Here is a 25,851-nt window from a genome sequence, read left to right on the forward strand (position 1 = left end):
CCATGTGCATCACATCCATCAGCACCTTGCTTCAGGGCATTATTGAGGTGCCATCGGTCTTCGATGTCACTATCCACGGCCTGAAGACGGATAGCCGGAAAGTGCAGTCCGGTGACGCCTTTATTGCGCTGGCCGGGGCCCGAACGCCCGCAGAGCACTATATGGATCAGGCCATCAGCGCCGGTGCCACGGCCATTCTGCTTGAGTCCGAGCAGGAGCGGCAGTGCCATGAGCGCCACGGCGCATTGATTGTGCCCGTGGTTGGTCTGCGCGCCCGTCTGGGCCGAATTGCCGATCGCTTCTTCGAGCATCCGTCGCGCCATCTGAGAGTGATCGGGGTTACCGGCACCAATGGCAAGACGTCGGTGACCCAATACATCTCCCAGTTGTTACGGGAAACCGGCACGCCCTGCGGGCTGCTGGGTACCCTGGGTTATGGCATGCCGGGCAGTATCGAGTCGGCCACGCATACCACGCCGGATGTGGTCCAGGTGAACCGGGTATTGAACCGCATACGCAATGAGGGTGGTCGGGCTGCGGTAATGGAAGTGTCGTCGCACGCTCTGGATCAGGGGCGGGTTGATAACCTGACCATGACCGGTGCGGTGTTCACCAACCTCACGCGTGATCATCTGGATTACCACGGTTCCATGGAGGCCTATGGTGAGGCCAAGGCCAGGCTGTTCCTGCGGGAAGAACTGCACTTCTCAGTGATCAATTTTGACGATCCGTTTGGCCGGCAGCTTTACGGTCAGCTTGAGGGCCAGTGTGACCGTGTTCGTTACAGTCTGCATGAAGCCCAGACGGAACTCTGGTTGAAGGAATTTACGCCCACGGCCTCAGGGTTCCGCGCCAGGGTCGATGGGCAATGGGGTGAGTTTGATCTTGCTGTCCCCCTGTTAGGGAGTTTCAACGCCAGCAATGTTCTGGCGGCCCTGGCTACCGTACTGACGCTTGGCGTACCCGTTGAGCGGGCGGTGTCCATTGTCAGGGAGCTGTCACCGCCCCCTGGGCGTCTTGAACGATTCACCGGCTCAACCGGCAAACATGTGGTGGTGGACTATGCTCACACCCCCGATGCCCTGGCCAATGCGCTTGAAGCATTGCGGCCCCACATCCGGGGCAGGCTGATCTGTGTGTTCGGTTGCGGTGGCGACCGGGACCCCGGCAAGCGGCCGGAAATGGCGAAAGAAGCGGAAAAGCGGGCGGATTACGTCATCGTAACCGACGACAACCCTCGTACCGAGCAGCCTGAACGGATTGTCAGCGACATTTCTGCTGGTTTCACTCAGGCTGGTCGCTGGCAGGTGATTCACGACCGCGCTCAGGCAATTGCCGAGGCAGTGGGCATGGCCAATGAGGATGATCTGGTGCTGATTGCAGGTAAAGGTCATGAAGCCTATCAGGAGATCCGGGGCCAGAAGTTGCCGTTCAGCGACGCCGAGCAGGTACGCCATCTATTGAACCTGAATGGAGGTGTGGCATGATGCGCGCCTTTTCGCTGGCGGAAGCTCGCGAGTGGCTTCAGGCCACCCTGGCAGGGGCGCGCACTGATGCGGGTGAACTCTGGTTTGATGGCGTCTCCACCGATACCCGATTGGTTGGAGATGGGCAGCTGTTTGTTGCTCTGCGCGGTGAGCGGTTTGATGGTCATGAATTCCTTGGCCAGGCCCTGACACAGGGCGCCGTCGCCGCGGTAGTGGATACCGAGGTCACCGACGTTGCCATTCCGCAACTGGTCGTTAGCGATACGGTTCAGGCCTTGGCCGATCTGGCCAGCGGCAATCGCAGCGAAAGCGCGGCCCGGCTGGTGGCGATTACCGGCAGCAGTGGCAAAACCACGGTTCGTGAAATGACCGGGGCCATTCTCGCCGGCATGGGGCCGACCTTGGTGACTGAAGGCAATCTCAATAATCACATTGGTGTTCCGCTGACCCTGTTTCGGCTGACGCCGGATCACCAGTTCGGCGCCATTGAGCTGGGGGCCAGTGGTCTTGGCGAAATTGCCCACACGGTGTCAATTACCCGACCGCAGGTTGCGATTCTGACCAATGCAGGCCAGGCGCACCTGGAGGGTTTTGGCAGTTACCAGAATATTGTTCTGGCCAAAGGCGAGATTATTGATGGCGTGCCGGCAGATGGAGCCGTCGTGCTGAACCGGGACGATCCTGCCTTCGATCAATGGCATGCCCGTGCGGGCCAACGGCGGGTGCTGGGGGTTTCCCGGATGGGGCACCCGGGCGCGGATTACCGCGCGGAGGCGATCATGGCCACTGATCAGGGGTTTGAATTCCTGGTGTTGGGGCCAGACAACTGGCGCTGTCATCTGGTGCTGGGGTTGCCCGGTGAACACAACATTACCAATGCTCTGCTGGCTCTCGCGGCCTGCAGGGAACTTGGAGCGACAGATCAGCAGGTTCAGTCCGGGCTCATGCAGGTAGAAGCCGTGAAGGGGCGTCTCCAGGTGCTCAAGCCGGCCCCGGATCTGACCCTGATTGACGACAGTTACAACGCCAATCCGGCGTCTATGAAAGCGGCGCTGGACGTTCTGGCGTCGTACCCGGCGCCCCGGCTGGCGGTGCTCGGCGCCATGGCAGAGCTGGGCGATGAGGCGAACGAGCTGCACCGGCAGGTGGGTGAACATGCCCGTGCCCGTGGAATTGAGAAGGTTATGGTGGTGGGAGCCGGAGGTAACGGCTACGGCACCGGATTTGGTGACGAGACAGAGTTTTTCCCGAGTCATGAGCAGGCGGTGGACGCCATTGTGGCGGGCCGGAGTGGTGCTATGACGGTCCTGGTGAAAGGTTCTCGTAGTTCCGCCATGGATCGCGTGGTGGAGGGAATTCAGAAAAAGGTGAAGAACCCATGCTGCTCTGGCTGACAGAGATACTATCGCAATACTTTTCGTCGCTGACGGTGTTTCAGTACCTGACACTGCGGGCGATCCTGGGCATTCTTACGGCGCTGCTGATCTCGCTGGTGATCGGTCCGGTGATGATTCGCAAGCTGAGTCAGTATCAGATCGGCCAGGCCGTACGTGATGACGGCCCCCAGACTCACCTGAGCAAAGCCGGTACGCCGACGATGGGCGGCGCCCTGATCCTCGTGGCCATCGCCATTTCCACTCTGTTGTGGGCGGATCTGACCAATCGTTATGTCTGGGTGGTGTTGCTGGTTACCCTGCTGTTCGGTGCCATTGGCTGGGTGGATGACTACCGTAAGGTTGTGGAGCGCAATCCCCGGGGCCTGCCGGCACGCTGGAAATACTTCTGGCAGTCGGTGATCGGGGCCACGGCCGCGATCGTGCTCTATGTCACTGCTTCACTGCCCCAGGAAACCTCGCTTTATCTGCCGTTCCTGAAAAATGTCTCGCTGACCCTCGGGCCGGTGTTGTTCATTCTGCTGACCTACTTCGTGATTGTTGGTAGCAGCAACGCGGTAAATCTGACAGACGGCCTGGATGGTCTGGCTATCATGCCAACCGTCATGGTGGCGGGGGCTCTGGCCATCTTTGCTTACCTCTCGGGCCATGCGCAGTTCGCCAATTACCTGCTGATTCCGCATCTGCCCGGAACCGGTGAGCTGATCATTTTCTGCGGAGCCCTGGTGGGTGCAGGGCTCGGGTTCCTGTGGTTCAACACTTACCCGGCGCAGGTATTCATGGGCGATGTCGGTGCCCTTGCCCTGGGAGCCGCCCTGGGCACAGTGGCTGTCATCGTCCGGCAGGAAATTGTGTTGTTCATCATGGGCGGCGTGTTCGTGATGGAAACCATTTCTGTGATTCTGCAGGTGGCCTCATTCCGGCTCACGGGTCGGCGGATCTTCCGGATGGCGCCGCTGCACCATCATTTTGAATTGAAAGGCTGGCCCGAGCCACGAGTCATTGTCCGGTTCTGGGTTATTACTGTTGTTCTCGTTCTGATTGGCCTGGCCAGTCTGAAAATCCGATAGGAAATTGCTACGGCTATGAGTGTCATTGTTTCGGATCGTCGCACGTTAATCGTAGGGCTCGGTAAGACCGGGCTTTCCTGCGTGCGTTACCTGTCCGGGCAGGGGCGTGAGATTGCTGTGGCTGATAGTCGCCTTCAGCCACCAGGCCTGGATGAGCTGAAGGCCGGTTGGCCAGACGTCCCGATTTACCTGGGCGAGTTTGATGAGGAGCTGTTTGCCGGTTTCAATGAGCTGATAGTCAGCCCGGGAATCAGTATTGCAGAGCCGGCGATTGCCGGTGCGGCGGCCAGGGGCGCCCGGATTCGCGGCGACATCGATTTATTCGCCGATGCGGCCGACGCGCCGATTATTGCCATCACCGGCTCTAACGGCAAAACCACGGTAACAACCCTGGTAGGGGAAATGGCACGAGCTGCGGGCCGCAATGTGCAGGTGGGCGGTAATATCGGTACGCCCGCGCTGGATTTGCTGGACCAGGGTGCGGATCTCTATGTGCTGGAGCTGTCGAGTTTTCAGCTGGAGACCACCGAAGAACTCGGGGCTCTGGCGGCCACTGTCCTGAATGTCAGCGATGATCACATGGACCGGTACCCGGACAAGATGGCGTATTTCCAGGCCAAACAACGGATCTACCGTGGCTGCAAAAATGCCATCGTGAACCTCGACGATGCCCTGAGCACGCCCATGGCTCGGGATACCCTGAGGTTTCTGTGTTTTGGCTTTAACCGGGTGAATCCGGAGACCTTCAGTACCCGGGATGATGACCAGGGCACCTGGATTACCTGGGGCCTGGATAACCTTTTGCTGGCCAGTGAACTCCAGTTGATGGGCAGGCATAACATCAGCAACGTGATGGCCGCCCTGGCGCTGGGGCATGCGGCTGGCCTGGCCATGGAGCCGATGCTGGAGGTGGCCCGCAGCTTCCGGGGGCTGCCCCATCGCTGTGAATTCGTCCGCAACCTGAATGGCGTGGATTACATCAATGATTCCAAAGGTACCAATGTTGGTGCCACGGTAGCCGCCATTGAAAGCCTGGTGCCGGATTCAGGCAAGGTGATCCTGATTGCAGGCGGAGATGGCAAAGGCGCGGATTTTCAGCCGCTCGCAGAGCCGGTGGCCGCATGCTGTCGTGCCTTGGTGCTGATTGGACGCGATGCCGGCAAGATATCCGAGGCGGTAGGCGTGTCAGTGCCGCAGTATCGCGCAACGTCACTGCAAGAGGCGGTCAGCCTTGCCCGCCAGGCGGCTGAGCCGGGCGATCGGGTGCTGTTGTCTCCAGCCTGTGCCAGCTTTGACATGTTCCAGGATTACAACGATCGCGGCGAGCAGTTCCGCGCTTTGGTGGAGGGGCTGTGATGCAGGCAGGCGTCAGCGTTCCTCATTATCAGGGTATGGCGGGTGAGTTGCAGCCGCTGCCGGTGCTGATTATTACCTCCGTGGCCTTGCTGGTGACTGGTGTGGTGATGATTTCGTCAGCGTCGATGGACATGGCGGCCGCCACGTTGGGCAACAGTTACCACTACGTTATTCGCCAGATCCTGTTCGCCGGTCTTGGCTGTGCCACGGCTCTTGTTGCTGTCAACGTGCCGGTATCCTGGTGGGAGCGCAGCGGATGGCTGCTGCTGGGCATTGGCCTTCTGGTATTGGTGCTGGTACTGACGCCGCTCGGCCGCACGGTTAATGGTTCTACCCGGTGGATTCCCATGGGGCTGTTCAATGTTCAGGTGTCTGAAGTCGCCAAGCTCTGCCTCATAGCCTACCTGGCCGGTTATGTGGTCCGTCGGCGGGAAGAACTGCTCCATACCTGGCCGGGCTTCCTGAAACCCCTGGGAGTTTTGGGCGTGGCATCGGTGTTGCTGGTTATCCAGCCCGACTTCGGCGCAACGGTGGTGCTGGTGACGGCGGCGGCCGGCATGATTTTTCTGAGTGGCGTGAGGCTTAGCCGGTTCATGCCATTGATTGGCGTACTGGCGGCGCTGGGTACGATTCTGGTGGTCACCCAACCGTATCGATTGAAGCGGGTGGTCAGCTATCTCGACCCCTGGAAAGACCAGTTCGACAGTGGTTATCAGCTCACTCAGTCGCTGATTGCCTTTGGTCGAGGCGAGTGGGTGGGCGTTGGCCTGGGGAACTCGGTACAGAAACTGTTCTTCCTGCCAGAGGCCCATACGGACTTTATCTACGCGATTATTGCCGAGGAGTTCGGTTTGCTTGGAGCGCTGGTGGTGCTCGGCCTGTTTGCGGCGCTGGTGGTCAGTGGCCTGGTGATTGCCCGGCGTGCGGAGAAAGCCGGCATGGCGTTCGGCGCCTGTTTCAGCTACGGCATCACGCTGCTGATCGGATTGCAGGCGGGCATCAACATGGCGGTGAGTACTGGGCTCCTGCCAACCAAAGGCTTGACCTTGCCGCTGGTCAGTTATGGCGGCTCCAGCCTGATGGTTACCTGCATTGGTATCGCGGTTATCGCCCGGGTAGAGCTGGAGCGGCAGGATCGGGCCAGGGTGGCATCGGAAACAAAGAGCAGCGGACGCAAAGGAGGAGCAGTGTATGACTGATTCACCTCGCCGTCGCTTCCTGATGATGGCTGGCGGCACCGGCGGCCATGTGTTTCCTGCGTTGGCCACAGCCCGCGCGTTGCAGCAACGGGGGCACGAGGTGCACTGGCTCGGGGCCAGCGGCGGCATGGAAGAACGTCTGATTGGAGACACCGATATTCCGCTGTCGCTCATTCACATTTCCGGCCTGCGCGGTAAAGGCAAGCTGGCGCTGCTGCTGGCACCGTTCCGGTTGATGCGCGCCCTGGGCGAAGCCTACACCCATTTGCGCCGGATCCGCCCCGACTGCGTGGTAGGTATGGGCGGTTTTGTCACCGGGCCGGGTGGTATTGCCGCCTGGCTGATGCGCAAGCCGCTGGTGATTCATGAACAGAACGCCATCGCTGGAATGACTAACCGTTGGCTCACACGTTTTTCCGAAACGGTGCTTGAGGCGTTTCCTGACAGTTTTGGTGACCAGACGGTTACCCGCTGTACTGGCAATCCGGTGCGGGGCGAAGTGGCGTCGATGGACGCCCCCGAACAACGATTGGCGGGCCGAAGTGGCAGGCTCCGGGTGTTGGTTGTTGGTGGCAGCCTGGGAGCCCAGGTGTTCAATCAGCAGCTGCCCCGGGCCCTGGCGCTGATGCCGGAGGCTGATCGCCCGGATGTTCGGCATCAATGCGGTGAGAAGAATCTCGAGGCGGCCCGGGCGGCCTACGACGAAGCCGGAGTCAGTGCCAGCATTGAGCCCTTTATCCGCGATATGGCGGAGGCCTATGGCTGGGCTGATCTGGTGATCTGCCGTGCCGGAGCGCTGACGGTGTCTGAGCTCTGTGCGGCGGGAATTGGCGCGGTGCTGGTGCCATTCCCCCACGCGGTCGATGACCACCAGACCCGGAACGGCCAGCACATGGTGAAAGCCGGGGCGGCCATTCTGGTTCCGCAGCCAAAGCTGAACCCGGAGGTGCTGGCGGAAACCCTGAAAGATCTGGCAACAGATCGAAAACGAATTCTGACCATGGCGAAGGCCGCCCGCTCGCTGGCCCGCCCTGATGCAACGGAGAGAGTCGTGAATTACTGTCTGGAGGCCGCCAATGGCTGATGCAACCAATCCGCCACTGGTCTATCAGGTGCCGGAAATGCGCCGGATCCGCCGCATCCATTTTGTCGGGATCGGTGGTGCCGGGATGAGCGGTATCGCCGAAGTCCTGAAGAACCAGGGCTATGACGTATCTGGCTCTGATATCCGGGACAGTGCTGTTACTGCGCGCCTGCGGGCAATGGATGTCGATGTGTACATCGGTCATCGCGCCGAAAACACCGATCTGGCCGACGTGGTGGTAGTGTCTTCGGCCGTTGCCGGCGACAACCCGGAAGTGGTCTCTGCCCGTGAACGGCGGGTACCGATTGTACCCCGGGCCGAGATGCTGGCGGAGATCATGCGCTATCGCCATGGTATCGCTGTGGCCGGTACCCACGGCAAAACCACAACCACCAGCCTGATTGCCTCCGTGTTGGGAGAGGCCGGACTGGACCCCACCTTTGTGATCGGTGGCAAACTCAACAGCGCCGGAACCAATGCCCAGTTGGGTGGTTCCCGTTACCTGGTGGCAGAAGCCGACGAAAGCGATGCGTCGTTCCTGCATCTGACACCGGTTATTTCTGTGGTCACCAACATTGAAGCTGACCACATGGACACCTACGGTGGGGATGTCGAAAAGCTAAAGCAGACCTTCGTGGACTTCCTGCACAACCTGCCGTTTTACGGTGTTGCGGTTATGTGCGTGGACGACGACTACGTTCAGGAGATCATTCCACGCATTTCCCGGGCCATTATCACTTATGGCATCGACAATCCTGATGCTGATTACCGGGCGGAGAACATTACCTCTGATGGTCTGAAGACCCGGTTCCTGGTGCGTCGCCCTGGTGGTCGGCCGGATCTCCAGGTGGAGCTGAAAATGCCGGGTCGTCACAACGTTCTGAACGCCCTGGCAACGATTGCCGTGGCGACCGATGAAGGGGTGGACGACCAGGCCATCTGCCGCGGGCTGGCTGGATTTGCCGGTGTTGGCCGTCGGTTCCAGGTGTATGGCGAGTATCAGACACCGAAAGCAGCAGCGACGCTGGTGGACGACTACGGCCACCACCCCACCGAGGTGGAGGCCGTTATCCGGGCTGCCCGCGAAGCCTGGCCCCAGCGCCGGATCGTGATGCTGTATCAGCCACACCGGTATACCCGGACACGGGATCTATATGAGGATTTCGTGCGGGTATTGTCCGAAGTGGATGGACTGTTGCTGATGGATGTGTATTCCGCGGGTGAGCCGGCTATTCCGGGAGCAGACGGGCGGGCTTTGTGCCGGAGCATCCGGCAGCGGGGCAAGGTAGAACCCGTGTTCGTTGAAGATAACCGTGAAATCGAGAGTCTGCTGGCCAATGTCCTGCAGGATGGTGATCTGTTGATCACCCAGGGGGCCGGCGATATCGGTGGCGTAGCAGCAAGGCTGGCAGCAGCAGGAGTCAAGGCAAGTGAGTGATCTGACCCACAACGACATTCAGCCGTATCAGGCCCCCCCCGAACTGGTTCGGGCACTGGGGCGCGTGGCTGTGTTCATGGGGGGCGATTCCGCCGAGCGGGAAGTATCCCTGAAAAGTGGCAAAGCCGTGCTGGCAGCGCTGCAATCGGCGGGTATTGATGCGGTTGGCCGGGACATTCGGGGCTGTCTGCTGCGGACCGTGGACGAACCCGATTTCGATCGCGTGTTCATTGCCCTTCATGGCCGTGGTGGCGAAGACGGGACCCTTCAGGCGATCCTTGGGCAGGCAGGCATTCCCTATACCGGCAGTGAAGTGCTGGCATCGGCACTGGCCATGGACAAATTGCGCACCAAGTATGTGTTCGAAGGTTGTGGGCTGCCTACGCCGGCATTTCGTGCCATGACCTCCGTGAGCGAGGCCGAGGACATTGTGACGGCACTGGGGGCGCCCCTGAGTGTGAAACCGGCCCACGAAGGTTCGAGTATCGGTATCCGTAAAGTGAGCAGCGCGGCAGAGCTGGCTGAAGCCTATGAGGCGGCAGCCCGGCTGGATGATCTGGTGCTGGTAGAGCAGTGGATCGAAGGGCCGGAGTTTACCGTCAGCCTGCTACAGGACAAAGCGTTACCGGCGATTGGCCTGAGCACCGATCACGCCTTTTACGACTATGACGCCAAGTACCTGGCGGACGATACCCGGTACCGTATTCCCTGTGGTCTGGCGCCGGATGACGAATTGAGATTGCAGCATCTGGCCCTGGATGCCTTCCGGGTGCTGGGCTGTCGCACCTGGGGACGGGTCGACATCATGCAGGACCGGACCGGTGAGTTCTGGTTGCTTGAGGTGAACACGGTTCCCGGTATGACGGACCACAGCCTGGTGCCGATGGCTGCAAAGGCGGCCGGCATCAGTTTTGAAGAACTGGTGGTGCGAATTCTCAGGGATACGCTGGCGGAGGGCATCGATGCTTGAGACGTTGCTGATCCGGAGCCGGGCGGTACCGCCCGAACCGCCACGCCGCCGGGGGGCAACCTCTGTCGGGCCTGAGCGGGACCGGTTTGGTGTGTTGAAAGCTGTGCTGTCGGCCGTACCCTGGTTGCAGGTCGGCCTGGGCGCAACGGTGGTACTTCTGGCCGCCATGGTGCCCTGGGCAACGGACCGGATGCTGACCGCCATGGATCAGCAGATCCTGGCGGTGGATGTGCGGGGCGAATTTGTTGGCGACAGCCAGACGGCTATTGAGCGAGCGGCCGGCGCCTGGATTGGCAAAAGCTATTTCGCCACCGATCTGGCTGACATCAAGGCTGAACTGGAACGGCGCCCCTGGGTGGCGTCGGCAGCGATAAAGCGAGTCTGGCCAGGCCGTCTTGAAATCGATATTCGGGAAAAGAAGCCATTGGCCTACTGGACCGATGGTCGACTGGTGAGCCGTTCAGGCGAACTGTTCTCGCCGCCGAATCCGGAGGTGGCCGGAAAGCTGCCTCGTCTGGCTGGGCCGGATGAGCGGGTCAGGGACGTGATCGGTATGGCCCGGACCATGAGCGAGCAGTTGGTGGGATATGGCCTGGGTTTTGCCGGACTGGCGCTGGAGCAACGTGGCGCCTGGACCCTGACTCTCAGCAATGGCATCGAAGTGGTGCTGGGGCGAGATCAGGTAGAACAACGGTTTGAACGCTTTATCACCGTTTATGAGAACCGTCTGGCCTCGCGGGTTGATGAGGTCAGCCGGATAGATGTCCGCTACTCGAACGGGGTAGCGGTGCAGTGGAAGACGGACGTGGCTCAGGCTGCTCCGAAATCCTGATAACGATTACTACGAACCTGGGGTTTGGTGAAACACATGTCATCGGTTGAAACGGAAAACATGATTGTCGGCCTGGATATTGGAACCTCCAAGGTGGTGGCGATAGTCGGCAAGCGCAAGATGGATGGAACCATCGAAGTAGTCGGTATCGGTTCACACCCGTCCCGGGGGCTCAAGCGCGGTGTAGTGGTGAACATTGAAACCACGGTACAGGCCATTCAGCGCGCAGTCGAAGAGGCTGAACTGATGGCGGGGTGTCGCATTCATTCGGTGTACGCCGGTATTGCTGGCAGCCACATCAAGAGCCTGAATTCCCACGGCATCGTGGCGATCCGAGACCGGGAAGTCACCCAGGCGGATATTGACCGGGTGATTGACGCTGCCCAGGCGGTGGCGATTCCGGCGGACCAGAAAATCCTGCACATCCTGCCTCAGGAGTTCGTCATCGATAACCAGGAAGGTATCAAGGAACCGATGGGGATGTCAGGTGTGCGGCTCGAGGCCAAGGTGCACCTGGTGACCTGTGCCGTGAATGCAGCCCAGAACATCGAGAAGTGTGTCAAGCGCTGTGGGCTGGAAGTGGACGACATCATTCTGGAACAACTGGCTTCCAGCCACGCCATCCTGACCGAGGATGAAAAAGAATTGGGCGTCTGTGTGGTGGATATCGGTGGTGGTACAACCGACATTGCCGTGTTCACGGGCGGGGCAATTCGCCATACCGCAGTCATCCCGATCGCCGGTGACCAGGTGACCAACGACATTGCCATGGCGTTGCGCACGCCCACCCAGAATGCCGAGGAAATCAAGATCAAGTACGCCTGCGCCCTGACCCAACTGGCGGGTGCGGAAGAAACCATCAAGGTTCCCAGCGTGGGAGACCGGGCTCCGCGGGATCTTTCGCGTCAGGCTCTGGCGGAGGTCGTTGAGCCCCGCTATGAGGAGCTGTTCACGCTGGTGCAGTCTGAGTTACGCCGGTCCGGGTTCGAGGATCTGATCCCGGCAGGCATCGTGATTACAGGCGGCTCGTCCACCATGGAAGGGGTGGTGGAGCTGGCTGAAGAAATCTTCCACATGCCGGTAAGACTGGCCTGTCCGCAGGCGGTTTCCGGTATGACGGAAGTGGTCAACAACCCGATATACGCCACTGGCGTCGGATTGTTGATCCATGGCTTCCGGCAAATGGATCTTGGCCGGGCGCCGGTGCTCAAGGGGGAGGAGGCTCCCTCGCTGGTTGAGCGCATGAAAGCCTGGTTCACCGGTCATTTCTGACGGTGTTCCGGTTGCAGTACACGAAGGTCTCTCGAAAAAAACACAACGATTGAAGCAACCGGCCTGGAAAGGCCGGACACAGCACGAAGGAGTAGGGGAAATGTTTGAACTCGTTGATAATGTTCAGCAGAACGCAGTTATCAAGGTCGTCGGTGTTGGCGGTGGCGGTGGCAACGCCGTTCGTCACATGCTCAACAGCGACGTGGAAGGCGTTGAATTTATCTGCGCCAACACAGATGCCCAGGCCCTGAAGGACCTGGACGCACGTCAGATTATTCAGCTGGGTGGCAACATCACGAAGGGCCTGGGTGCGGGTGCCAATCCGGAAGTCGGTCGCCAGTCTGCACTGGAAGATCGCGACCGTATTGCCGAAGCTCTGAGCGGCTCCGATATGGTGTTCATCACCGCCGGCATGGGTGGCGGTACCGGCACCGGAGCAGCCCCCGTGGTTGCTGAAGTTGCCCGTGAGCTGGGTATCCTTACGGTTGCGGTGGTTACCAAGCCATTCCAGTTTGAAGGCGGCAAGCGCATGAGCGTGGCTGAAGCCGGTCTGAAGGAACTGGAAGAGAGCGTTGACTCCCTGATTACCATTCCCAATGAAAAGCTGTTGGCAGTCATGGGCAAGAAAACCAGCCTGCTGGATGCCTTTGCCTCCGCCAATGATGTGTTGCTGGGTGCGGTTCAGGGCATTGCTGACCTGATTACCCGCAACGGTATGATCAACGTCGACTTTGCCGACGTGAAAACGGTTATGTCCGAGATGGGCATGGCGATGATGGGTACCGGTCGCGCCACCGGCGAGAATCGTGCCCGTGAAGCCGCAGAAGCCGCGGTTCGCAGCCCGCTGCTCGAAGATATCAACCTGCAGGGTGCCAAGGGTATTCTGGTCAATATCACCGCTGGTATGGACCTGAATCTGGGCGAGTTCTCCGAAGTGGGCGACATTGTGCGCGAATTCGCGTCCGATTCAGCCACTGTGGTGGTCGGTACCGTGATCGATCCGGAAATGACCGACGAGCTCAAGGTTACTGTTGTGGCGACTGGCCTGGGTGGCGAGCGCGAGAAGCCGACCAAGGTGGTGGACAACACCCGTACCCTCGATGGCAAGACCGATTACAACCAGCTGGATCGCCCGGCCGTGTTGCGTCGTCGTGCGGTTGCCCAGGGTAATGTGGCGCTGGATCAGAGCAAAGAAAGCGAAGAACAGGGCGTGGACTATCTCGATATTCCCGCATTCCTTCGCCGGCAGGCTGATTGATAATCTGTTTCAACCGTGGCAGGGCTGGCTTTACTGTGAATCAGAAAGCATAAGCTTCCGCCTAAGTTGAGCTGATGCGCCATAGCTCATGACTATTGCAAAAGTTAAGTAAAGTCATGTTGGTTAAATGGTACTCAGTCTTGAATTCTGATATTCTCCGGGCAGTTTTTTGTTCAGAATATCGACTTTTTGTGACGGAATAATGAACCGATGATCAGACAACGGACACTCAAAAACACCATCCGCGCGACCGGTGTTGGCCTGCATTCCGGGGAAAAGGTATACCTGACCCTGAAGCCAGCACCCGTCGACACGGGGATCATCTTCCGCCGCACGGACCTCGACCCGATGGTCGAAATCCGTGCCTGTGCGGAGAATGTGGGTGAGACCATGCTGTCCACGACGCTGGTAAAAGACGGTGTCCGTGTGGCGACGGTAGAGCATCTGCTCTCCGCCATGGCTGGTCTCGGCATCGACAACTGTTTTGTCGAACTCAGCGCTGCAGAAGTGCCGATCATGGATGGCTCTGCCGGGCCGTTCGTGTTCCTGCTTCAGTCTGCCGGTATCTCCGAGCAGGAAGCGGCCAAGCGTTTTATCCGCATCAAGCGCGAAGTCACTGTGGAAGAGGGCGACAAAAAAGCTACCTTCCTGCCGTTTGAAGGCTTCAAGGTGAGCTTCGGGATTGATTTCGATCACCCGGTCTTCAAGGGCCGTGCCCAGACAGCGACCGTGGACTTTTCCAGCACCTCCTTTGTGAAGGAAGTGTCCCGGGCCAGAACCTTCGGGTTCATGCGCGATATCGAAAAGCTGCGGGCGATGAACCTGGCACTGGGTGGCAGCGTGGATAATGCGATTGTGGTGGACGACTACAAGATCCTCAATGAGGACGGTCTCCGCTACGATGACGAGTTCGTCAAGCACAAGGTACTGGATGCCATCGGCGATCTCTATCTGTTGGGCAACAGCCTGATTGGTGAGTTCCGTGGTATCAAATCAGGTCACGACCTGAACAACAAGCTGCTGCGCAAGCTCAGGGCAGAAGAAGATGCATGGGAAGTAGTGACCTTCGATGATGAAGCCACTGCACCTATCTCTTACATGAAACCTGTGCTGGCGGCGGGTTAAGGCGGGAAGCCTTAATCCCGGACGTGGCTGGCGAGTTTTTCGAGAACCTCGCGTAGAGCTTTATCCTTCGTGTGCCCGGCTTCCTCCTGGAGGAGCCGGGCATTTTCTTTGCTGAGCGGCTCTTTTACCGGTTTGCGTCGGCTGGCGAATCTGGGTGGGCTGACCTTGATTCTGACCTTCCAGACGTAGCGGAACAGTTCATTCTCCCTCAGTGCCGACATGATCTCGTGCTGGCGGAAGCGCAGTCGCGTGGCTTTGCTCGCATTATTAGTGGACAGCACCAGTTCCCCCTCCCGACAGCTGACGAATCGGGTAGCCTCGGACAGTTCTGCGGGAATGGCCGCGAGTACCAGTTGTTCGGCCTGTAGGTGCAGTTCGGCTTTGGACATCAGCTCTTTGAGCGTATTGTTGCCAGCCGATCCTTTGCCGAAGATCATTTTTTGATCATTTTTTTCCGTCATGGTCGCTTTTTTCTCGACGAGCCTGTTTACGATTGGTTACACTTCGGCACGCTTTGTGCGTAGCGCCATTGTTACTCTCGTTTTACATTGTCACGAGTGAGAGAGTCTACCGGGCGCTGCGATTATTCAGTACGTAGTTGTTGCCAAGGATAGCAGACCCGCTCGGAATATTTCCGGGTCGCAGCACTACAGGGATACGGTTGCGGCTCAACAATGAAACCGAAAGACGATATGAACGTAATTTTCGTAGGCAAACGTCACGGTCAGTCCAGGGCAATACCGCTGAATGGGCCGCTGTTGTGTGGCCTGGTCTTTCTGGTGTTGGCCACGCTGGCGGCAGCCGGATGGGCTGGCTATCAGGTGGCGATCAGTCAGTTTGAAGCTCGGCAACCCACCGAGTCTGAGCTTGTGGCCGGCTGGAAAGAAAGGCTGCAAGATCAGAAGGACGAAGTCGCCCGGGTTCGTGAGAACGTGCAGCAGCAGATTGATGCACTGACCCTTCGGCTGGGCCAGATTCAGGGTCGTCTGCTGCGCCTGGATGCGCTCGGCCAGCGATTCGTGGAAACGGGCATGGTCGCCAGCGATGAATTCAATTTTGACAAGCCGGCAGCGGTTGGTGGCCCCGAAGAAGATGTGCTACCCGGGGATTCCTACACGGCTCCCGAGCTGACGGACATGATCAATCAGTTGGAACAGCAGATCAACGATCGCGAAAAGCAACTGCGCCTGCTCGATAAAGTCGCTTCCCGCAAAAAGCTGGAAGATGAGCTCTATGTGCAGGGGCGGCCGATCACCTGGGGCTGGCTCTCGTCCAAATACGGATACCGCTCGGATCCTTTTACCGGAAAACGTACCTGGCATGCCGGTGTTGATCTGGCAGGCAAGGAAGGCAGCGACATTATTGCCGTGGCGGCTGGTGTTGTAACCTGGGCCGACGAGCGCTATGGCTACGGAAATCTGGTTGAAATCGACCATGGCGACGGCCTGGTTACCCGGTATGCCCACGCCAAGGCCATCAAGGTTAAGGTTGGGGATGTGGTGCAGAAAAGCCAGGTTGTTGCACTGATGGGCAGCACCGGCCGGTCCACCGGCCCCCATGTGCATTTTGAAGTTATCCGTAATGGTAAATCCGAAAATCCCGTGAAATACATCCAGCGCGCAAGCCGCTGATTCCATTCCCGTGAACCCCGCCTTTTGTCCTGTCGCCAAATAAGGTTAGAATGCCGGCTTCCTCCGTTTAACTGAAGAAGCAGTGGTCTATGTTCACAAAGCTTGCAACCAAGATGTTCGGCAGTAAGAACGCCAGAGAAATCAAGAGGATGCGCAAAGTTGTCACGCGCATCAATGAACTTGAAGAACAGTTTGGCGCGTTGTCTGACACCGAGTTGCAAGGCAAGACTGCTGAGTTCCGGCGCAGGCTTGATGAAGGCGAAGCGCTGGACAGCCTGCTGCCGGAAGTCTTTGCCACGGTGCGCGAGGCCAGCCGCCGGGTGATGGGCATGCGTCACTACGATGTCCAGCTCATCGGGGGCATGACCCTGCACGAAGGTCGAATTGCCGAAATGAAGACCGGTGAAGGTAAAACGCTGGTGGCAACCGCCGCGGTCTACCTGAATGCGCTTCCCGGTAAAGGCGTGCACGTAGTGACCGTGAACGATTACCTGGCCCGGCGTGATGCCGAGTGGATGGGCAAACTGTACCGCTTCCTGGGCATGCAGGTGGGGGTCGTGGCGTCTGGTCAGCCACAGGAAGAAAAACGTGCCGCCTATCAGGCCGATATCACCTATGGCACCAATAACGAGTTCGGTTTCGACTACCTGCGCGACAACATGGCCTTCAGCATTGAGGACAAGGTTCAGCGCGGTCTAAACTTCGCCATTGTCGACGAAGTGGATTCCATCCTGATCGACGAGGCCCGTACACCGCTCATTATTTCCGGTGCCGCTGAGGATTCATCCAAACTGTATCAGGCCGTCAATGCCCTGGTGCCGAGTCTTGAGAAGGGCGAGGTCAGCGAGGAAGGTGAATCCTCCGGTGACTTCACCATTGACGAAAAATCCCGCCAGGTTGAACTGACGGAATCCGGCCATGAGAAGGTCGAAGATCTGCTGCTTGGCCAGGGCCTGCTGAAAGAGGGCGAAAGCCTGTATTCGGCTGCCAACCTGAGCCTGCTGCACCATGTACACTCGGCGCTCCGTGCCCATCACCTGTTCCAGAAAGACGTGGATTACATTGTCCAGGGCGGTCAGGTGGTGATCGTAGACGAACACACTGGCCGGACCATGCCCGGTCGCCGGTGGAGCGAAGGTCTGCATCAGGCGATTGAAGCAAAGGAAGGGCTCAAGATTCAGGCCGAAAGCCAGACGCTGGCCTCGACGACCTTCCAGAACTATTTCCGTCTCTATGACAAGCTGGCCGGTATGACCGGTACCGCCGATACCGAAGCCTTCGAATTCCGCCAGATCTACGGCCTGGACGTAGTGGTGATTCCGCCGAACAAGCCGATCCAGCGGATTGATTACAACGACCTGGTGTACCTGACCCAGGAAGAGAAATTCCACGCCATCATTGATGAAATCAAGGATGTGACTGCAGAGGGTCGGCCCATTCTGGTGGGCACCGCGTCCATCGAGGCCTCCGAGCTTCTGTCCATGCTGTTGAAGAATGCGCGCATTGACCATAAGATCCTGAACGCCAAACAGCACGAATCCGAAGCCCTGATTATTGCCCAGGCCGGGCGGCCGGGTGCGGTTACCATTGCCACCAACATGGCGGGTCGGGGTACCGATATTGTCCTCGGTGGTAACTGGGAATATGAAGTCGCAGCCCTGGATAATCCCTCGGAAGAGGAAGTGGCTCGCATGAAGGCGGAGTGGACTGAGCGCCACAACCAGGTACTGGACGCCGGCGGCCTGCACATCATCGGTACCGAGCGCCACGAATCCCGCCGGATTGATAACCAGCTCCGCGGTCGTGCCGGTCGCCAGGGCGATCCGGGTTCCTCCCGATTCTTCCTGTCGCTGGAAGACAACCTGATGCGGATCTTTGCGCCGGAGCGCGTGAAGAATCTGATGCAGGCCATGGGCATGAAGAAAGGTGAAGCCATCGAGCACCGGATGGTCACCAATGCTATTGAAAAGTCGCAGCGCAAGGTCGAAGGCCGTAACTTCGATATGCGTAAAACGCTGCTTGAATACGACGATGTGGCCAACGATCAGCGTACGGTCATCTACGAGCAGCGTAACGAGGTGATGGCGTCCAACGACATTTCCGAGATGATCGATACCATCCGTGAAGACGTGGTGGATTCGGTGGTCAGTGAGTTTATTCCGCCGCAAAGCATGCCCGAGCAGTGGGATGTGCAGGGGCTGGAGGCTCAGCTGCAGTCCGAGATGGCGATTGAGCTGCCCATCCAGCAATGGCTGAAGGACGACAACAAACTGTATGAAGACAATCTTCGCCAGAAGATTCTCGACGCCATCGTGGCTGAGTACAAGGCCAAGGAAGAAGTGGCCGGTGCCGAGGCCATGCGCAAGTTTGAGAAGCAGGTGTTCCTGCAGGTGCTCGATACCCTGTGGAAGGAGCACTTGTCCAACATGGATCACCTGCGCCGGGGTATCCATCTGCGTGGCTACGCCCAGAAGAACCCGAAGCAGGAATACAAGCGCGAGGCGTTTAACCTGTTCGAAACCATGCTCGATACCATGAAGCGTGACGTTACCCGGGTACTCTGCCACGTGCGGGTTCAGAGTCAGGAAGAAATGGCGGAAATTGAACGTCGACGCAAGGAAGAGCTGGAGCGGGAAATGGCTCGCGCCAAACTCCGCCACGAGCAGGCCAGTGCCGCCCAGGCAGAAGGGGAGGGTGACGGTGGCCAGCAGGGCCAGCAGACCACCCCGGAGACCTTTGTCCGCCAGGAGCGCAAGGTCGGCCGAAACGAGCCCTGCCCCTGCGGGTCTGGCAAAAAGTACAAGCAGTGCTGCGGAAAGGTGAGCTGACCAGCCACCGAGTAGCCGGAAACCAGAACCCGCAATTCGCCAGTACGCTGGCGCTTGCGGGTTCTGTCGTTTGAAGATCAGGAAAAATCAAGGAGACAGGCATGGCGGTAGGTCCCGGAACCTTACCCGATTTCTTCCCGGTGGCGGGAATCAAGCTGGGCATTGCCAGTGCGGGGATCAAGAAGCCCGGCAGAAAAGACATCGTGGTGTTTGAACTGGCGCCGGAAACCCGCGTAGCGGGTATTTTTACCCGCAACCAGTTCTGTGCGGCCCCAGTGGTGCTCAGCCGCCGTCACCTGTCCCAGGAGGTTCCGCGCTATCTGCTGATCAATACCGGCAATGCCAACGCCGGTACCGGCGAACGGGGCCTGGCGGACGCCGCGGCCTGCTGTGAGGCGCTGGCGAAAGAGGCGGGCATTTCTGCCAGCCAGGTATTGCCGTTCTCTACCGGGGTGATTGGAGAGCCATTGCCGGTTGCCAAGATCGTCAGTGCGCTGCCTGCGGCTCTGGCCGACACCCGGGAAGACCGCTGGGCAGAGGCGGCATCCGGCATCATGACCACCGATACCCGCCCTAAAGGCGCTTCGCGGCAGCTGGATCTGGATGGCCACCGGGTAACCATTTCCGGAATCAGCAAGGGCGCGGGTATGATTCGCCCCAACATGGCCACCATGCTCGGCTTTATCGCCACCGATGCCCGTCTGGCGCCGGAGGTTTTGCAAACGCTGGCTTCTGAGCTTGGCGAGAAGTCTTTTAACCGCATTACCATTGATGGCGACACCTCCACCAATGATGCCTGCATGCTGATGGCCAGCGGCCAGTATGGCGGGCCTGAAATTACCGCCGATAGCCCGCTGCTGCCGGTATTGCGGGCGGCCCTGCAGGAGGTGTACCTGGAACTGGCCCACGCCATTGTCCGGGATGGAGAGGGCGCCACCAAATTTGTGACCATCGATGTCAGTGGCGCAGCCAACCAGCAAGAAGCGCTGGATGTGGCCTACACCGTGGCGCACTCCCCGCTGGTAAAAACAGCCCTGTTCGCCTCAGACCCGAACTGGGGGCGTATCCTGGCAGCCGTTGGCCGTGCCGGCGTGGAGAATCTGGATTTGAACGCCCTGGAAATCTACCTGGGCGATGTCTGCCTAGTGCGCAATGGTGGTCGCGCCGACGATTACTCCGAGGCTCGGGGCCAGGCGGTGATGGATCAGGAAGAGATCACCATTGCCATTGACCTGAAGCGGGGCACTGTTCGGGAAACGGTCTGGACCTGTGATTTTTCCCATGATTACGTGACTATCAATGCTGAATACCGTACCTGAGACTGCCGACGGCCGCCCCGCTGCCCGCAAGACCGTTCATGTGGCGGTGGGCGTGATCGTTCGCGATGGTCGTGTCCTGATTGCACGGCGCCCGGACACCGCCCATCAGGGGGGCTTGCTGGAGTTTCCGGGCGGCAAGGTGGAGCCCGGAGAAACTGTCCAGCAGGCCCTGTGTCGGGAAATCGCCGAAGAGACCGGGCTGGTGCTGACTGAGGACAGCATGGAGCCACTGATTGGCATACGTCACGACTACGGCGACAAGTGTGTGTTTCTTGATGTCTGGTCAAGCCACTCGGCTCAGGGCGAGCCGGAGGGCAGAGAAGGTCAGCCGGTCAGCTGGCTGGCTCCGGAGGCGCTCAAGGACGAAGAGTTTCCCGCCGCCAACCGGCCTATCATCAGGGCGCTGCGATTGCCCCACCGGCTTGCGATTACCGGAACGATTGAGAATGCGCCGGCAGGCCTGGCCAGACTCGGCGCCGCTCTCGACCGGGGGCAGCCGGATTCACTGGTGGTGTTACGTGCTCCGACACTCCCCGGGGCAGCGTACCTGGAGCTGGCAGCAGCGGCTCGGGGCGTGTGCCGGGAAAGGGGCGTCGGGTTGATTCTGCATGGGGCGGCAGACCTGTGTCGGGCAGTGCCAGAAGCCCAAGGCGTTCATCTGCCCTGGCGCGAGGCGCAGCGGCATTCAGAGCGCCCTGTCAGCGACGATTGCTGGCTGGGTGTATCTTGTCATAGTGCCGAGCAATTGCGCCACGCAGAGCGCCTGGGGGCGGATTACGTGGTCCTGGGTAATGTACTGGAGACGCCCAGCCATCCGGGGCAACCCGGAATCGGGTGGGCTGCTTTTCAGGCGTTGGCCGCAACGGCAAATGTGCCGGTTTACGGTATCGGAGGTCTTGGACCTGAGCACCAGTCCCGGGCCCGCGCGCTTGGTGGCCAGGGCGTGGCTGGTATCGGTTTCTGGTGGTAGCCATCTGTGGCCCGGGGCGATTACGGATTCCAACCAGGCCCGGGCCATGCCAAAGTAACCTCTTCAACAGATCAATCGGAGTTTTCTGTGACAAAACTGACCCATCTGGATGACAAGGGCGAAGCCCGAATGGTGGATGTCACCGACAAAGCGGTGACGGAACGCGAGGCCAGAGCCGAGGCCTGTGTCCGGATGGCTCCGGAAACCCTGAGAATGATCCTGGAAGGTGAGCACCCCAAGGGGGATGTGCTGGCGACGGCCAGGATAGCAGGCATCATGGCTGCGAAACGAACCCACGACCTGATTCCCCTGTGCCATGCGCTTAACCTGACCTCCGTGAAAGTCGAACTGAGGGCTGGCGATGATGGCGCCTCCGTGGCGATCGAGACCCGGTGCAAACTGGCCGGTCAGACCGGTGTTGAAATGGAAGCGCTGACGGCCGCGAGTGTGGCCGCCCTGACCATTTACGATATGTGTAAGGCGGTCGACAAAGGTATGGTGATCGATAATCTGCGTCTGCTGGAAAAGAAAGGCGGCCGCTCCGGCCACTGGCAGGCCAAAGGCCAATGATCTGAAGCCCGGCAACGACCGTAACCTTTCGGGTACCGCATAAACCGGAGGGGAACCGTGTCGACACTACGCCAGGCAAGCAGCCGCATGATAGAATGCCCACCCAATTTGTCCGAACCACGAGGAAACACAGTGGCTGTTCGTTACATTGAAACCTGCCGTTTGCCCACCCCCTTTGGTGTGTTTGATATGCACGGCTTTGAGGAGCCGGACACCGGGAAGGAGCATGTGGCGCTGACGTTGGGGGACATTGATAGCGCAGAACCACTGCTGGCACGAACCCACTCCGAATGTTTAACTGGCGACGCCCTGTACAGCATGCGTTGTGACTGTGGTTACCAGCTGGAAGAAGCGTTGCGCAGTATCGCCCGGGAGGGTCGGGGTATTCTGATGTACCTGCGTCAGGAAGGCCGTGGTATCGGGTTGCTGAACAAGATCAGGGCTTATCGTCTGCAGGATCAGGGCGCCGACACCGTGGAAGCCAATGAGCGCCTGGGCTTTGGTGCAGATCTCCGGGATTACAGCATGTGCAAGGACATGCTTGAACACCTGGGCATCAAAAGCCTGCGCTTGATGACCAACAACCCGCGAAAGGTGAAGGCGCTGGAATCTTACGGCATCAACATTGCCGAGCGCGTGCCTTTGCATGTGGGCCGCAACCCGCACAACGAGCACTACCTGAACACCAAGCAGAGCAAGCTGGGGCACTGGCTGGAAACCCACCAGGACGACGACCCGGTCTGATGGATCTCTGGCGGATCAGTGCTGATCCGCCTTCCTTCCCGAGTTATTTAGCAGCCACCACTGTCGGGTATCCGAGCTGCTCCATTCGACGGGCAATGCTGCGACGAATACCGTCTGCATCCAGCCCACAGTCCCGCAGTAATTCCTTGTGCTGACCGTGCTCAACGAACGCATCCGGTAGCCCCAGTTGTAACACCGGCATGGAGACCTGGCGGGCATTCAGGAATTCCGTCACCGCGCTGCCGGCGCCACCGGCAACAACGTTTTCTTCCAGTGTGACCAGCAAGTCGTGGGTTTCCGCCAGTTCCAGTACCAGAGCCTCATCCAGAGGCTTGACGAAGCGCATGTCGGCGACCGTGGCGCCCAGGGCTTCCGCAGCCTCCAGCCCCGGCGCCAGCAGGGTGCCGAAGTTGAGGATGGCGATACGGCTACCGTCGCGCACGCGCCGGCCCTTGCCGATGGGCAGCGGGGTGAGTTGCTGCTGGATTTCGGCACCGGGCCCGGTACCCCGGGGGTAGCGAACGGCGGCCGGGCCGCAGTATTCAAGGCCGGTGTGAAGCAGCTGCCGGGTCTCGTTTTCGTCCGACGGAGTCATCACCAGCATGTTGGGAATGCAGCGCAGATAGCTGATGTCGAAGGCGCCGGCATGGGTGGGGCCATCTTCGCCGACCAGACCCGCACGATCAATGGCAAACAGGACATCCAGATTCTGGATGGCGACATCATGCACCAGCTGGTCATAGGCCCGCTGCAGGAAGGTTGAGTAAATGGCCACGACCGGCTTGGCGCCATCGCAGGCCAGGCCAGCCGCCAGGGTGACCGCGTGCTGCTCGGCAATGGCGACATCAAAATAGCGGTCCGGGAAGCGCTCTGAAAATGCCAGCAGATCCGAGCCTTCACACATGGCGGGGGTAATGCCGGCTACCCGGCTGTCCTGCTCGGCGGCATCGCAAAGCCACTGCCCGAAGATGTTGGCGTATTTCGGGCTGGCTGGTTTCGGCTTCACCGGTTCCGGCTTGCTGGCGGGCACCGGTTCGATCTTGTTGATGGCATGGTAGCCAATCGGGTCCGCTTCGGCAGGCGCAAAGCCTTTGCCTTTGGTGGTGACCACGTGCAGGAACTGCGGGCCTTCCAGTTCCCGGATGTTCTCCAGGGTTTCCACCAGCAGGGGCAGGTCGTGACCGTCGATGGGGCCAATATAGTTGAATCCCAGCTCCTCAAACAGTGTGCCGGGCGCAATCATGCCCTTGAAATGTTCTTCGGTTTTCTTTGCCAGGGCCATCAGGTGAGGTGTGCCTTTAAGCACCTTCTTGCTGCTGTCGCGAACCTGATTGTAGGTACGGCTGGAGAGCAGTTTGGCGAAATAGTTGGAAAGCCCGCCGACGTTGCGTGAAATCGACATGTCGTTGTCGTTCAGTACCACCAGCATGTCGGCATGAAGGTGGCCGGCATGGTTCAGGGCTTCAAAAGCCATGCCCGCGGTCATGGCGCCATCCCCGATAACGGCAATGCTCTTGCGGCCGGTGTTCTGCATCCGGGCGGCGATCGCCATACCCAATGCCGCGCTGATGGATGTGCTGGAATGGCCTACGCCAAAGGTGTCGTACTCGCTCTCTGCCCGCTTCGGGAAGCCGGCCAGGCCACCTTTGCGGCGAATGCTGCCCATTTGTTCCTTGCGACCGGTCAGGATCTTGTGGGGGTAGGCCTGGTGGCCGACGTCCCATACCAGCCGATCTTCGGGGGTATTGAACACGTAGTGCAGGGCCACCGTCAGCTCAAGCACACCAAGACCTGCGCCGAAATGACCACCGGTCTGGCCAACTGACCACAGCAAGAACGCTCGCAATTCCCTGGCCAGCCGGGGCAAGTCCTCCGCTGGCAGCTCACGCAGCTGGGATGGCACGTCTATCCGGTCGAGCAACGGCGTATTGGGCCGCTGCGACGGGATTTCCCTGAAAATGTATGTGTCCTGCATCAGCTCGGGTCTTTATCGGAATGTGAGTTCTATGGCTGGCATTATAAGGGAACAGGCGACCCGGTTTCATACATCCCGGGCCAGTTGTTACAAAATGGTGATGCTTTGGCCTTGTAAATGGTTCAGTGGCTGCGCGCCACCACGTAGTCAGCCATGGCCCTGAGGGTGTCGGCTTCCGGGCCGAAGCTCTCCAGTGCGACCAGGGCTTCATCAAGAAGCCGGGCCAGGTGCTGGCGTGCCCCGTCGATACCTAGTAATGCCGGATACGTGGGTTTCGCCTTGGCCACATCGGAGCCCTGGCGCTTGCCGATAATCTCGGTGTCGCCCTCGATGTCCAGAAGATCGTCCTGCACCTGAAACGCGAGCCCCAGTGCGCTGGCGTAATCCGTCAGGTTGCTCAACTGGCACTCGGTCACGGTTTCAGAGGTTAGTGCGCCCAGGCGAACACTGGCTTCGATCAGGGCGCCGGTTTTGTGCCGGTGCATGGCTTCCAGTTGCGCCACGCTCAGCTGTCGCCCAACGGATTCCAGATCAATGGCCTGACCGCCAACCATGCCTTGATGACCGCTGGCCCGGGCCAGCTCCGAGATCATGGTCACGCGTTGTCGATCTGACAACGCCGGCGCATCGGACAGCAACGCAAATGCCAGTGTTTGCAACGCGTCCCCGGCCAGAATGGCCGAAGCCTCGTCAAAGGCAATGTGAGCGGTCGGTCGGCCCCTGCGGAGATCGTCATCGTCCATGGCCGGCAAGTCATCGTGGACCAGGGAATAGGCGTGAATCAGTTCCAGAGCGCAGGCTGGCGCCAGGGCCGTGCTTTCGTCGCTGCCCATGGCTCGGGCGGCAGCCATGCACAGGGCCGGACGCACTCGTTTGCCGCCGCCCAGAACGCTGTAACGCATGGTTTCCTGGAGCCGTTCTGAGGTGGCGTGGCGGGCAAGGCAGCGGTCCAGCTCCCGATCAACCTGTTGGCGGCACTGGTCCAGATAGGCCTCCGCCTGGCGGATGCGATGGTCCATCACTGCTCGTCGTCTGCTGAGAAAGGCCGGGTTTCCAGTGTGCCGTCACTGTTCTGCACCAGCTGCTCGACCCGCTGTTCGGCGGATTTCAGGGCACTCTGGCACTCCCGTGTCAGCTTGACGCCGCGCTCGAAAGCCGCCAGTGATTGTTCCAGGGACAGTTCGCCCTGTTCCAGGTCACGAACCAGTTGTTCCAGTTCGTTCAGGGATTTCTCAAAGTCGGCTATGGAAGCGCTGCTGGTGTTCTCGCCGGCCATGGGGCGACCTCCGGTCGGGTGTTTCGGAAATTGCGCGGATTATAACAGAGTCG

At 59.5% G+C, this 25,851-nt stretch carries 22 protein-coding genes; 18 read left to right on the forward strand and 4 right to left on the reverse strand.

The features are described from left to right. Nucleotides 1-2 precede the first annotated feature (2 nt). The 12 genes from QPL98_RS16840 (at nt 3) to lpxC (ending at nt 14,485) form a co-directional block, all read left to right on the forward strand. On the forward strand, nt 3-1,487 hold the full coding sequence (locus QPL98_RS16840; protein ID WP_153740853.1) for a UDP-N-acetylmuramoyl-L-alanyl-D-glutamate--2,6-diaminopimelate ligase: 1,485 nt from the start codon (nt 3-5) through the stop codon (nt 1,485-1,487). Then, nucleotides 1,484-2,881 (forward strand): UDP-N-acetylmuramoyl-tripeptide--D-alanyl-D-alanine ligase, encoded by a 1,398-nt coding sequence (gene murF / locus QPL98_RS16845; protein ID WP_303293656.1) that lies wholly within the window; start codon nt 1,484-1,486, stop codon nt 2,879-2,881. Before QPL98_RS16840 ends, murF begins: the two co-directional genes overlap by 4 nt. Then, on the forward strand, nt 2,866-3,951 hold the full coding sequence (gene mraY, locus QPL98_RS16850; RefSeq protein WP_014420633.1) for a phospho-N-acetylmuramoyl-pentapeptide-transferase: 1,086 nt from the start codon (nt 2,866-2,868) through the stop codon (nt 3,949-3,951). The genes murF and mraY overlap by 16 nt, the downstream gene beginning before the upstream one ends. Before the next feature lie 15 nt (nt 3,952-3,966). Continuing rightward, nucleotides 3,967-5,307: a UDP-N-acetylmuramoyl-L-alanine--D-glutamate ligase gene (murD, locus tag QPL98_RS16855; protein WP_303293657.1), complete on the forward strand. Its 1,341-nt coding sequence runs from the start codon at nt 3,967-3,969 to the stop codon at nt 5,305-5,307. Then, on the forward strand, nt 5,307-6,506 hold the full coding sequence (gene ftsW, locus QPL98_RS16860; RefSeq protein ID WP_023008917.1) for a putative lipid II flippase FtsW: 1,200 nt from the start codon (nt 5,307-5,309) through the stop codon (nt 6,504-6,506). The genes murD and ftsW overlap by 1 nt, the downstream gene beginning before the upstream one ends. Beyond that, the gene (gene murG / locus QPL98_RS16865) at nt 6,499-7,590 is read left to right on the forward strand and encodes an undecaprenyldiphospho-muramoylpentapeptide beta-N-acetylglucosaminyltransferase (RefSeq protein WP_023008916.1); all 1,092 of its coding nucleotides are present in this window, start codon (nt 6,499-6,501) and stop codon (nt 7,588-7,590) included. The genes ftsW and murG overlap by 8 nt, the downstream gene beginning before the upstream one ends. After that, a complete protein-coding gene (gene murC / locus QPL98_RS16870) occupies nt 7,583-9,028 on the forward strand; it encodes a UDP-N-acetylmuramate--L-alanine ligase (RefSeq protein WP_023008915.1) in 1,446 nt (481 codons plus the stop codon). Before murG ends, murC begins: the two co-directional genes overlap by 8 nt. Next, nucleotides 9,021-9,998: a D-alanine--D-alanine ligase gene (locus QPL98_RS16875; RefSeq protein WP_014420638.1), complete on the forward strand. Its 978-nt coding sequence runs from the start codon at nt 9,021-9,023 to the stop codon at nt 9,996-9,998. The genes murC and QPL98_RS16875 overlap by 8 nt, the downstream gene beginning before the upstream one ends. Then, entirely contained in the window at nt 9,991-10,830 is an 840-nt protein-coding gene (locus QPL98_RS16880; protein ID WP_011785908.1) for a cell division protein FtsQ/DivIB, read from the forward strand. The genes QPL98_RS16875 and QPL98_RS16880 overlap by 8 nt, the downstream gene beginning before the upstream one ends. Before the next feature lie 36 nt (nt 10,831-10,866). Next, nucleotides 10,867-12,102 carry a cell division protein FtsA gene (ftsA, locus tag QPL98_RS16885; protein WP_011785907.1) on the forward strand — a complete coding sequence of 412 codons (1,236 nt, stop codon included), beginning with the start codon at nt 10,867-10,869 and terminating at the stop codon, nt 12,100-12,102. A 100-nt stretch (nt 12,103-12,202) separates the two neighbouring features. Then, nucleotides 12,203-13,360, forward strand: a complete 1,158-nt coding sequence (gene ftsZ / locus QPL98_RS16890) for a cell division protein FtsZ (RefSeq protein WP_011785906.1) — start codon at nt 12,203-12,205, stop codon at nt 13,358-13,360. Between the two features lie 210 nt (nt 13,361-13,570). Beyond that, nucleotides 13,571-14,485 (forward strand): UDP-3-O-acyl-N-acetylglucosamine deacetylase, encoded by a 915-nt coding sequence (gene lpxC / locus QPL98_RS16895; protein ID WP_011785905.1) that lies wholly within the window; start codon nt 13,571-13,573, stop codon nt 14,483-14,485. An 11-nt stretch (nt 14,486-14,496) separates the two neighbouring features. Here lpxC and QPL98_RS16900 read toward each other — a convergent pair whose 3' ends face one another. Beyond that, nucleotides 14,497-14,946, reverse strand: a complete 450-nt coding sequence (locus tag QPL98_RS16900; protein ID WP_153740859.1) for a DUF721 domain-containing protein — start codon at nt 14,944-14,946, stop codon at nt 14,497-14,499. A 213-nt stretch (nt 14,947-15,159) separates the two neighbouring features. Here QPL98_RS16900 and QPL98_RS16905 point away from each other — a divergent pair, with 213 nt between their 5' ends. The 6 genes from QPL98_RS16905 to ribA all read left to right on the forward strand — a co-directional run bounded on the left by QPL98_RS16905 (nt 15,160) and on the right by ribA (nt 22,547). Beyond that, complete coding sequence (locus QPL98_RS16905) at nt 15,160-16,116, forward strand: M23 family metallopeptidase (protein ID WP_153740860.1); 957 nt, start codon at nt 15,160-15,162, stop codon at nt 16,114-16,116. Between the two features lie 89 nt (nt 16,117-16,205). Continuing rightward, nucleotides 16,206-18,944, forward strand: coding sequence for a preprotein translocase subunit SecA (gene secA / locus QPL98_RS16910; protein WP_199452102.1), 2,739 nt, complete (start codon nt 16,206-16,208; stop codon nt 18,942-18,944). Between the two features lie 101 nt (nt 18,945-19,045). After that, nucleotides 19,046-20,263, forward strand: coding sequence for a bifunctional glutamate N-acetyltransferase/amino-acid acetyltransferase ArgJ (gene argJ / locus QPL98_RS16915; protein ID WP_199452103.1), 1,218 nt, complete (start codon nt 19,046-19,048; stop codon nt 20,261-20,263). Next, a complete protein-coding gene (locus QPL98_RS16920; protein WP_199452104.1) occupies nt 20,244-21,233 on the forward strand; it encodes a Nudix family hydrolase in 990 nt (329 codons plus the stop codon). Before argJ ends, QPL98_RS16920 begins: the two co-directional genes overlap by 20 nt. A gap of 87 nt (nt 21,234-21,320) precedes the next feature. Continuing rightward, complete coding sequence (gene moaC, locus QPL98_RS16925) at nt 21,321-21,803, forward strand: cyclic pyranopterin monophosphate synthase MoaC (protein ID WP_199452105.1); 483 nt, start codon at nt 21,321-21,323, stop codon at nt 21,801-21,803. A 132-nt stretch (nt 21,804-21,935) separates the two neighbouring features. Then, complete coding sequence (gene ribA, locus QPL98_RS16930) at nt 21,936-22,547, forward strand: GTP cyclohydrolase II (protein WP_014420644.1); 612 nt, start codon at nt 21,936-21,938, stop codon at nt 22,545-22,547. 43 nt (nt 22,548-22,590) lie between these two features. On the opposite strand, the gene dxs is transcribed toward ribA, so the two are convergent. The 3 genes from dxs to QPL98_RS16945 form a co-directional block, all read right to left on the reverse strand. Continuing rightward, nucleotides 22,591-24,522, reverse strand: a complete 1,932-nt coding sequence (gene dxs / locus QPL98_RS16935; protein ID WP_199452106.1) for a 1-deoxy-D-xylulose-5-phosphate synthase — start codon at nt 24,520-24,522, stop codon at nt 22,591-22,593. 122 nt (nt 24,523-24,644) lie between these two features. After that, nucleotides 24,645-25,541 (reverse strand): (2E,6E)-farnesyl diphosphate synthase, encoded by an 897-nt coding sequence (gene ispA, locus QPL98_RS16940; protein ID WP_303293658.1) that lies wholly within the window; start codon nt 25,539-25,541, stop codon nt 24,645-24,647. Beyond that, nucleotides 25,541-25,798 carry an exodeoxyribonuclease VII small subunit gene (locus tag QPL98_RS16945; protein WP_011785895.1) on the reverse strand — a complete coding sequence of 86 codons (258 nt, stop codon included), beginning with the start codon at nt 25,796-25,798 and terminating at the stop codon, nt 25,541-25,543. Before QPL98_RS16945 ends, ispA begins: the two co-directional genes overlap by 1 nt. Nucleotides 25,799-25,851: the final 53 nt, after the last annotated feature.

This window comes from Marinobacter sp. ST-43 (assembly GCF_030541085.1).
Classification (GTDB): Bacteria; Pseudomonadota; Gammaproteobacteria; order Pseudomonadales; family Oleiphilaceae; genus Marinobacter; species Marinobacter nauticus.

Excerpts from the sequence above, each read along its gene's own strand:
- QPL98_RS16840 (WP_153740853.1), top strand. The coding sequence starts at position 3 with ATGTGCATCACATCCATCAGCACCTTGCTTCAGGGCATTATTGAGGTG.
- murF (WP_303293656.1), top strand. The coding sequence starts at position 1,484 with ATGATGCGCGCCTTTTCGCTGGCGGAAGCTCGCGAGTGGCTTCAGGCC.
- mraY (WP_014420633.1), top strand. The coding sequence starts at position 2,866 with ATGCTGCTCTGGCTGACAGAGATACTATCGCAATACTTTTCGTCGCTG.
- murD (WP_303293657.1), top strand. The coding sequence starts at position 3,967 with ATGAGTGTCATTGTTTCGGATCGTCGCACGTTAATCGTAGGGCTCGGT.
- ftsW (WP_023008917.1), top strand. The coding sequence starts at position 5,307 with ATGCAGGCAGGCGTCAGCGTTCCTCATTATCAGGGTATGGCGGGTGAG.
- murG (WP_023008916.1), top strand. The coding sequence starts at position 6,499 with ATGACTGATTCACCTCGCCGTCGCTTCCTGATGATGGCTGGCGGCACC.
- murC (WP_023008915.1), top strand. The coding sequence starts at position 7,583 with ATGGCTGATGCAACCAATCCGCCACTGGTCTATCAGGTGCCGGAAATG.
- QPL98_RS16880 (WP_011785908.1), top strand. The coding sequence starts at position 9,991 with ATGCTTGAGACGTTGCTGATCCGGAGCCGGGCGGTACCGCCCGAACCG.
- ftsA (WP_011785907.1), top strand. The coding sequence starts at position 10,867 with ATGTCATCGGTTGAAACGGAAAACATGATTGTCGGCCTGGATATTGGA.
- ftsZ (WP_011785906.1), top strand. The coding sequence starts at position 12,203 with ATGTTTGAACTCGTTGATAATGTTCAGCAGAACGCAGTTATCAAGGTC.
- lpxC (WP_011785905.1), top strand. The coding sequence starts at position 13,571 with ATGATCAGACAACGGACACTCAAAAACACCATCCGCGCGACCGGTGTT.
- QPL98_RS16900 (WP_153740859.1), bottom strand. The coding sequence starts at position 14,946 with ATGACGGAAAAAAATGATCAAAAAATGATCTTCGGCAAAGGATCGGCT.
- QPL98_RS16905 (WP_153740860.1), top strand. The coding sequence starts at position 15,160 with ATGAAACCGAAAGACGATATGAACGTAATTTTCGTAGGCAAACGTCAC.
- secA (WP_199452102.1), top strand. The coding sequence starts at position 16,206 with ATGTTCACAAAGCTTGCAACCAAGATGTTCGGCAGTAAGAACGCCAGA.
- argJ (WP_199452103.1), top strand. The coding sequence starts at position 19,046 with ATGGCGGTAGGTCCCGGAACCTTACCCGATTTCTTCCCGGTGGCGGGA.
- QPL98_RS16920 (WP_199452104.1), top strand. The coding sequence starts at position 20,244 with ATGCTGAATACCGTACCTGAGACTGCCGACGGCCGCCCCGCTGCCCGC.
- dxs (WP_199452106.1), bottom strand. The coding sequence starts at position 24,522 with ATGCAGGACACATACATTTTCAGGGAAATCCCGTCGCAGCGGCCCAAT.
- ispA (WP_303293658.1), bottom strand. The coding sequence starts at position 25,541 with ATGGACCATCGCATCCGCCAGGCGGAGGCCTATCTGGACCAGTGCCGC.
- QPL98_RS16945 (WP_011785895.1), bottom strand. The coding sequence starts at position 25,798 with ATGGCCGGCGAGAACACCAGCAGCGCTTCCATAGCCGACTTTGAGAAA.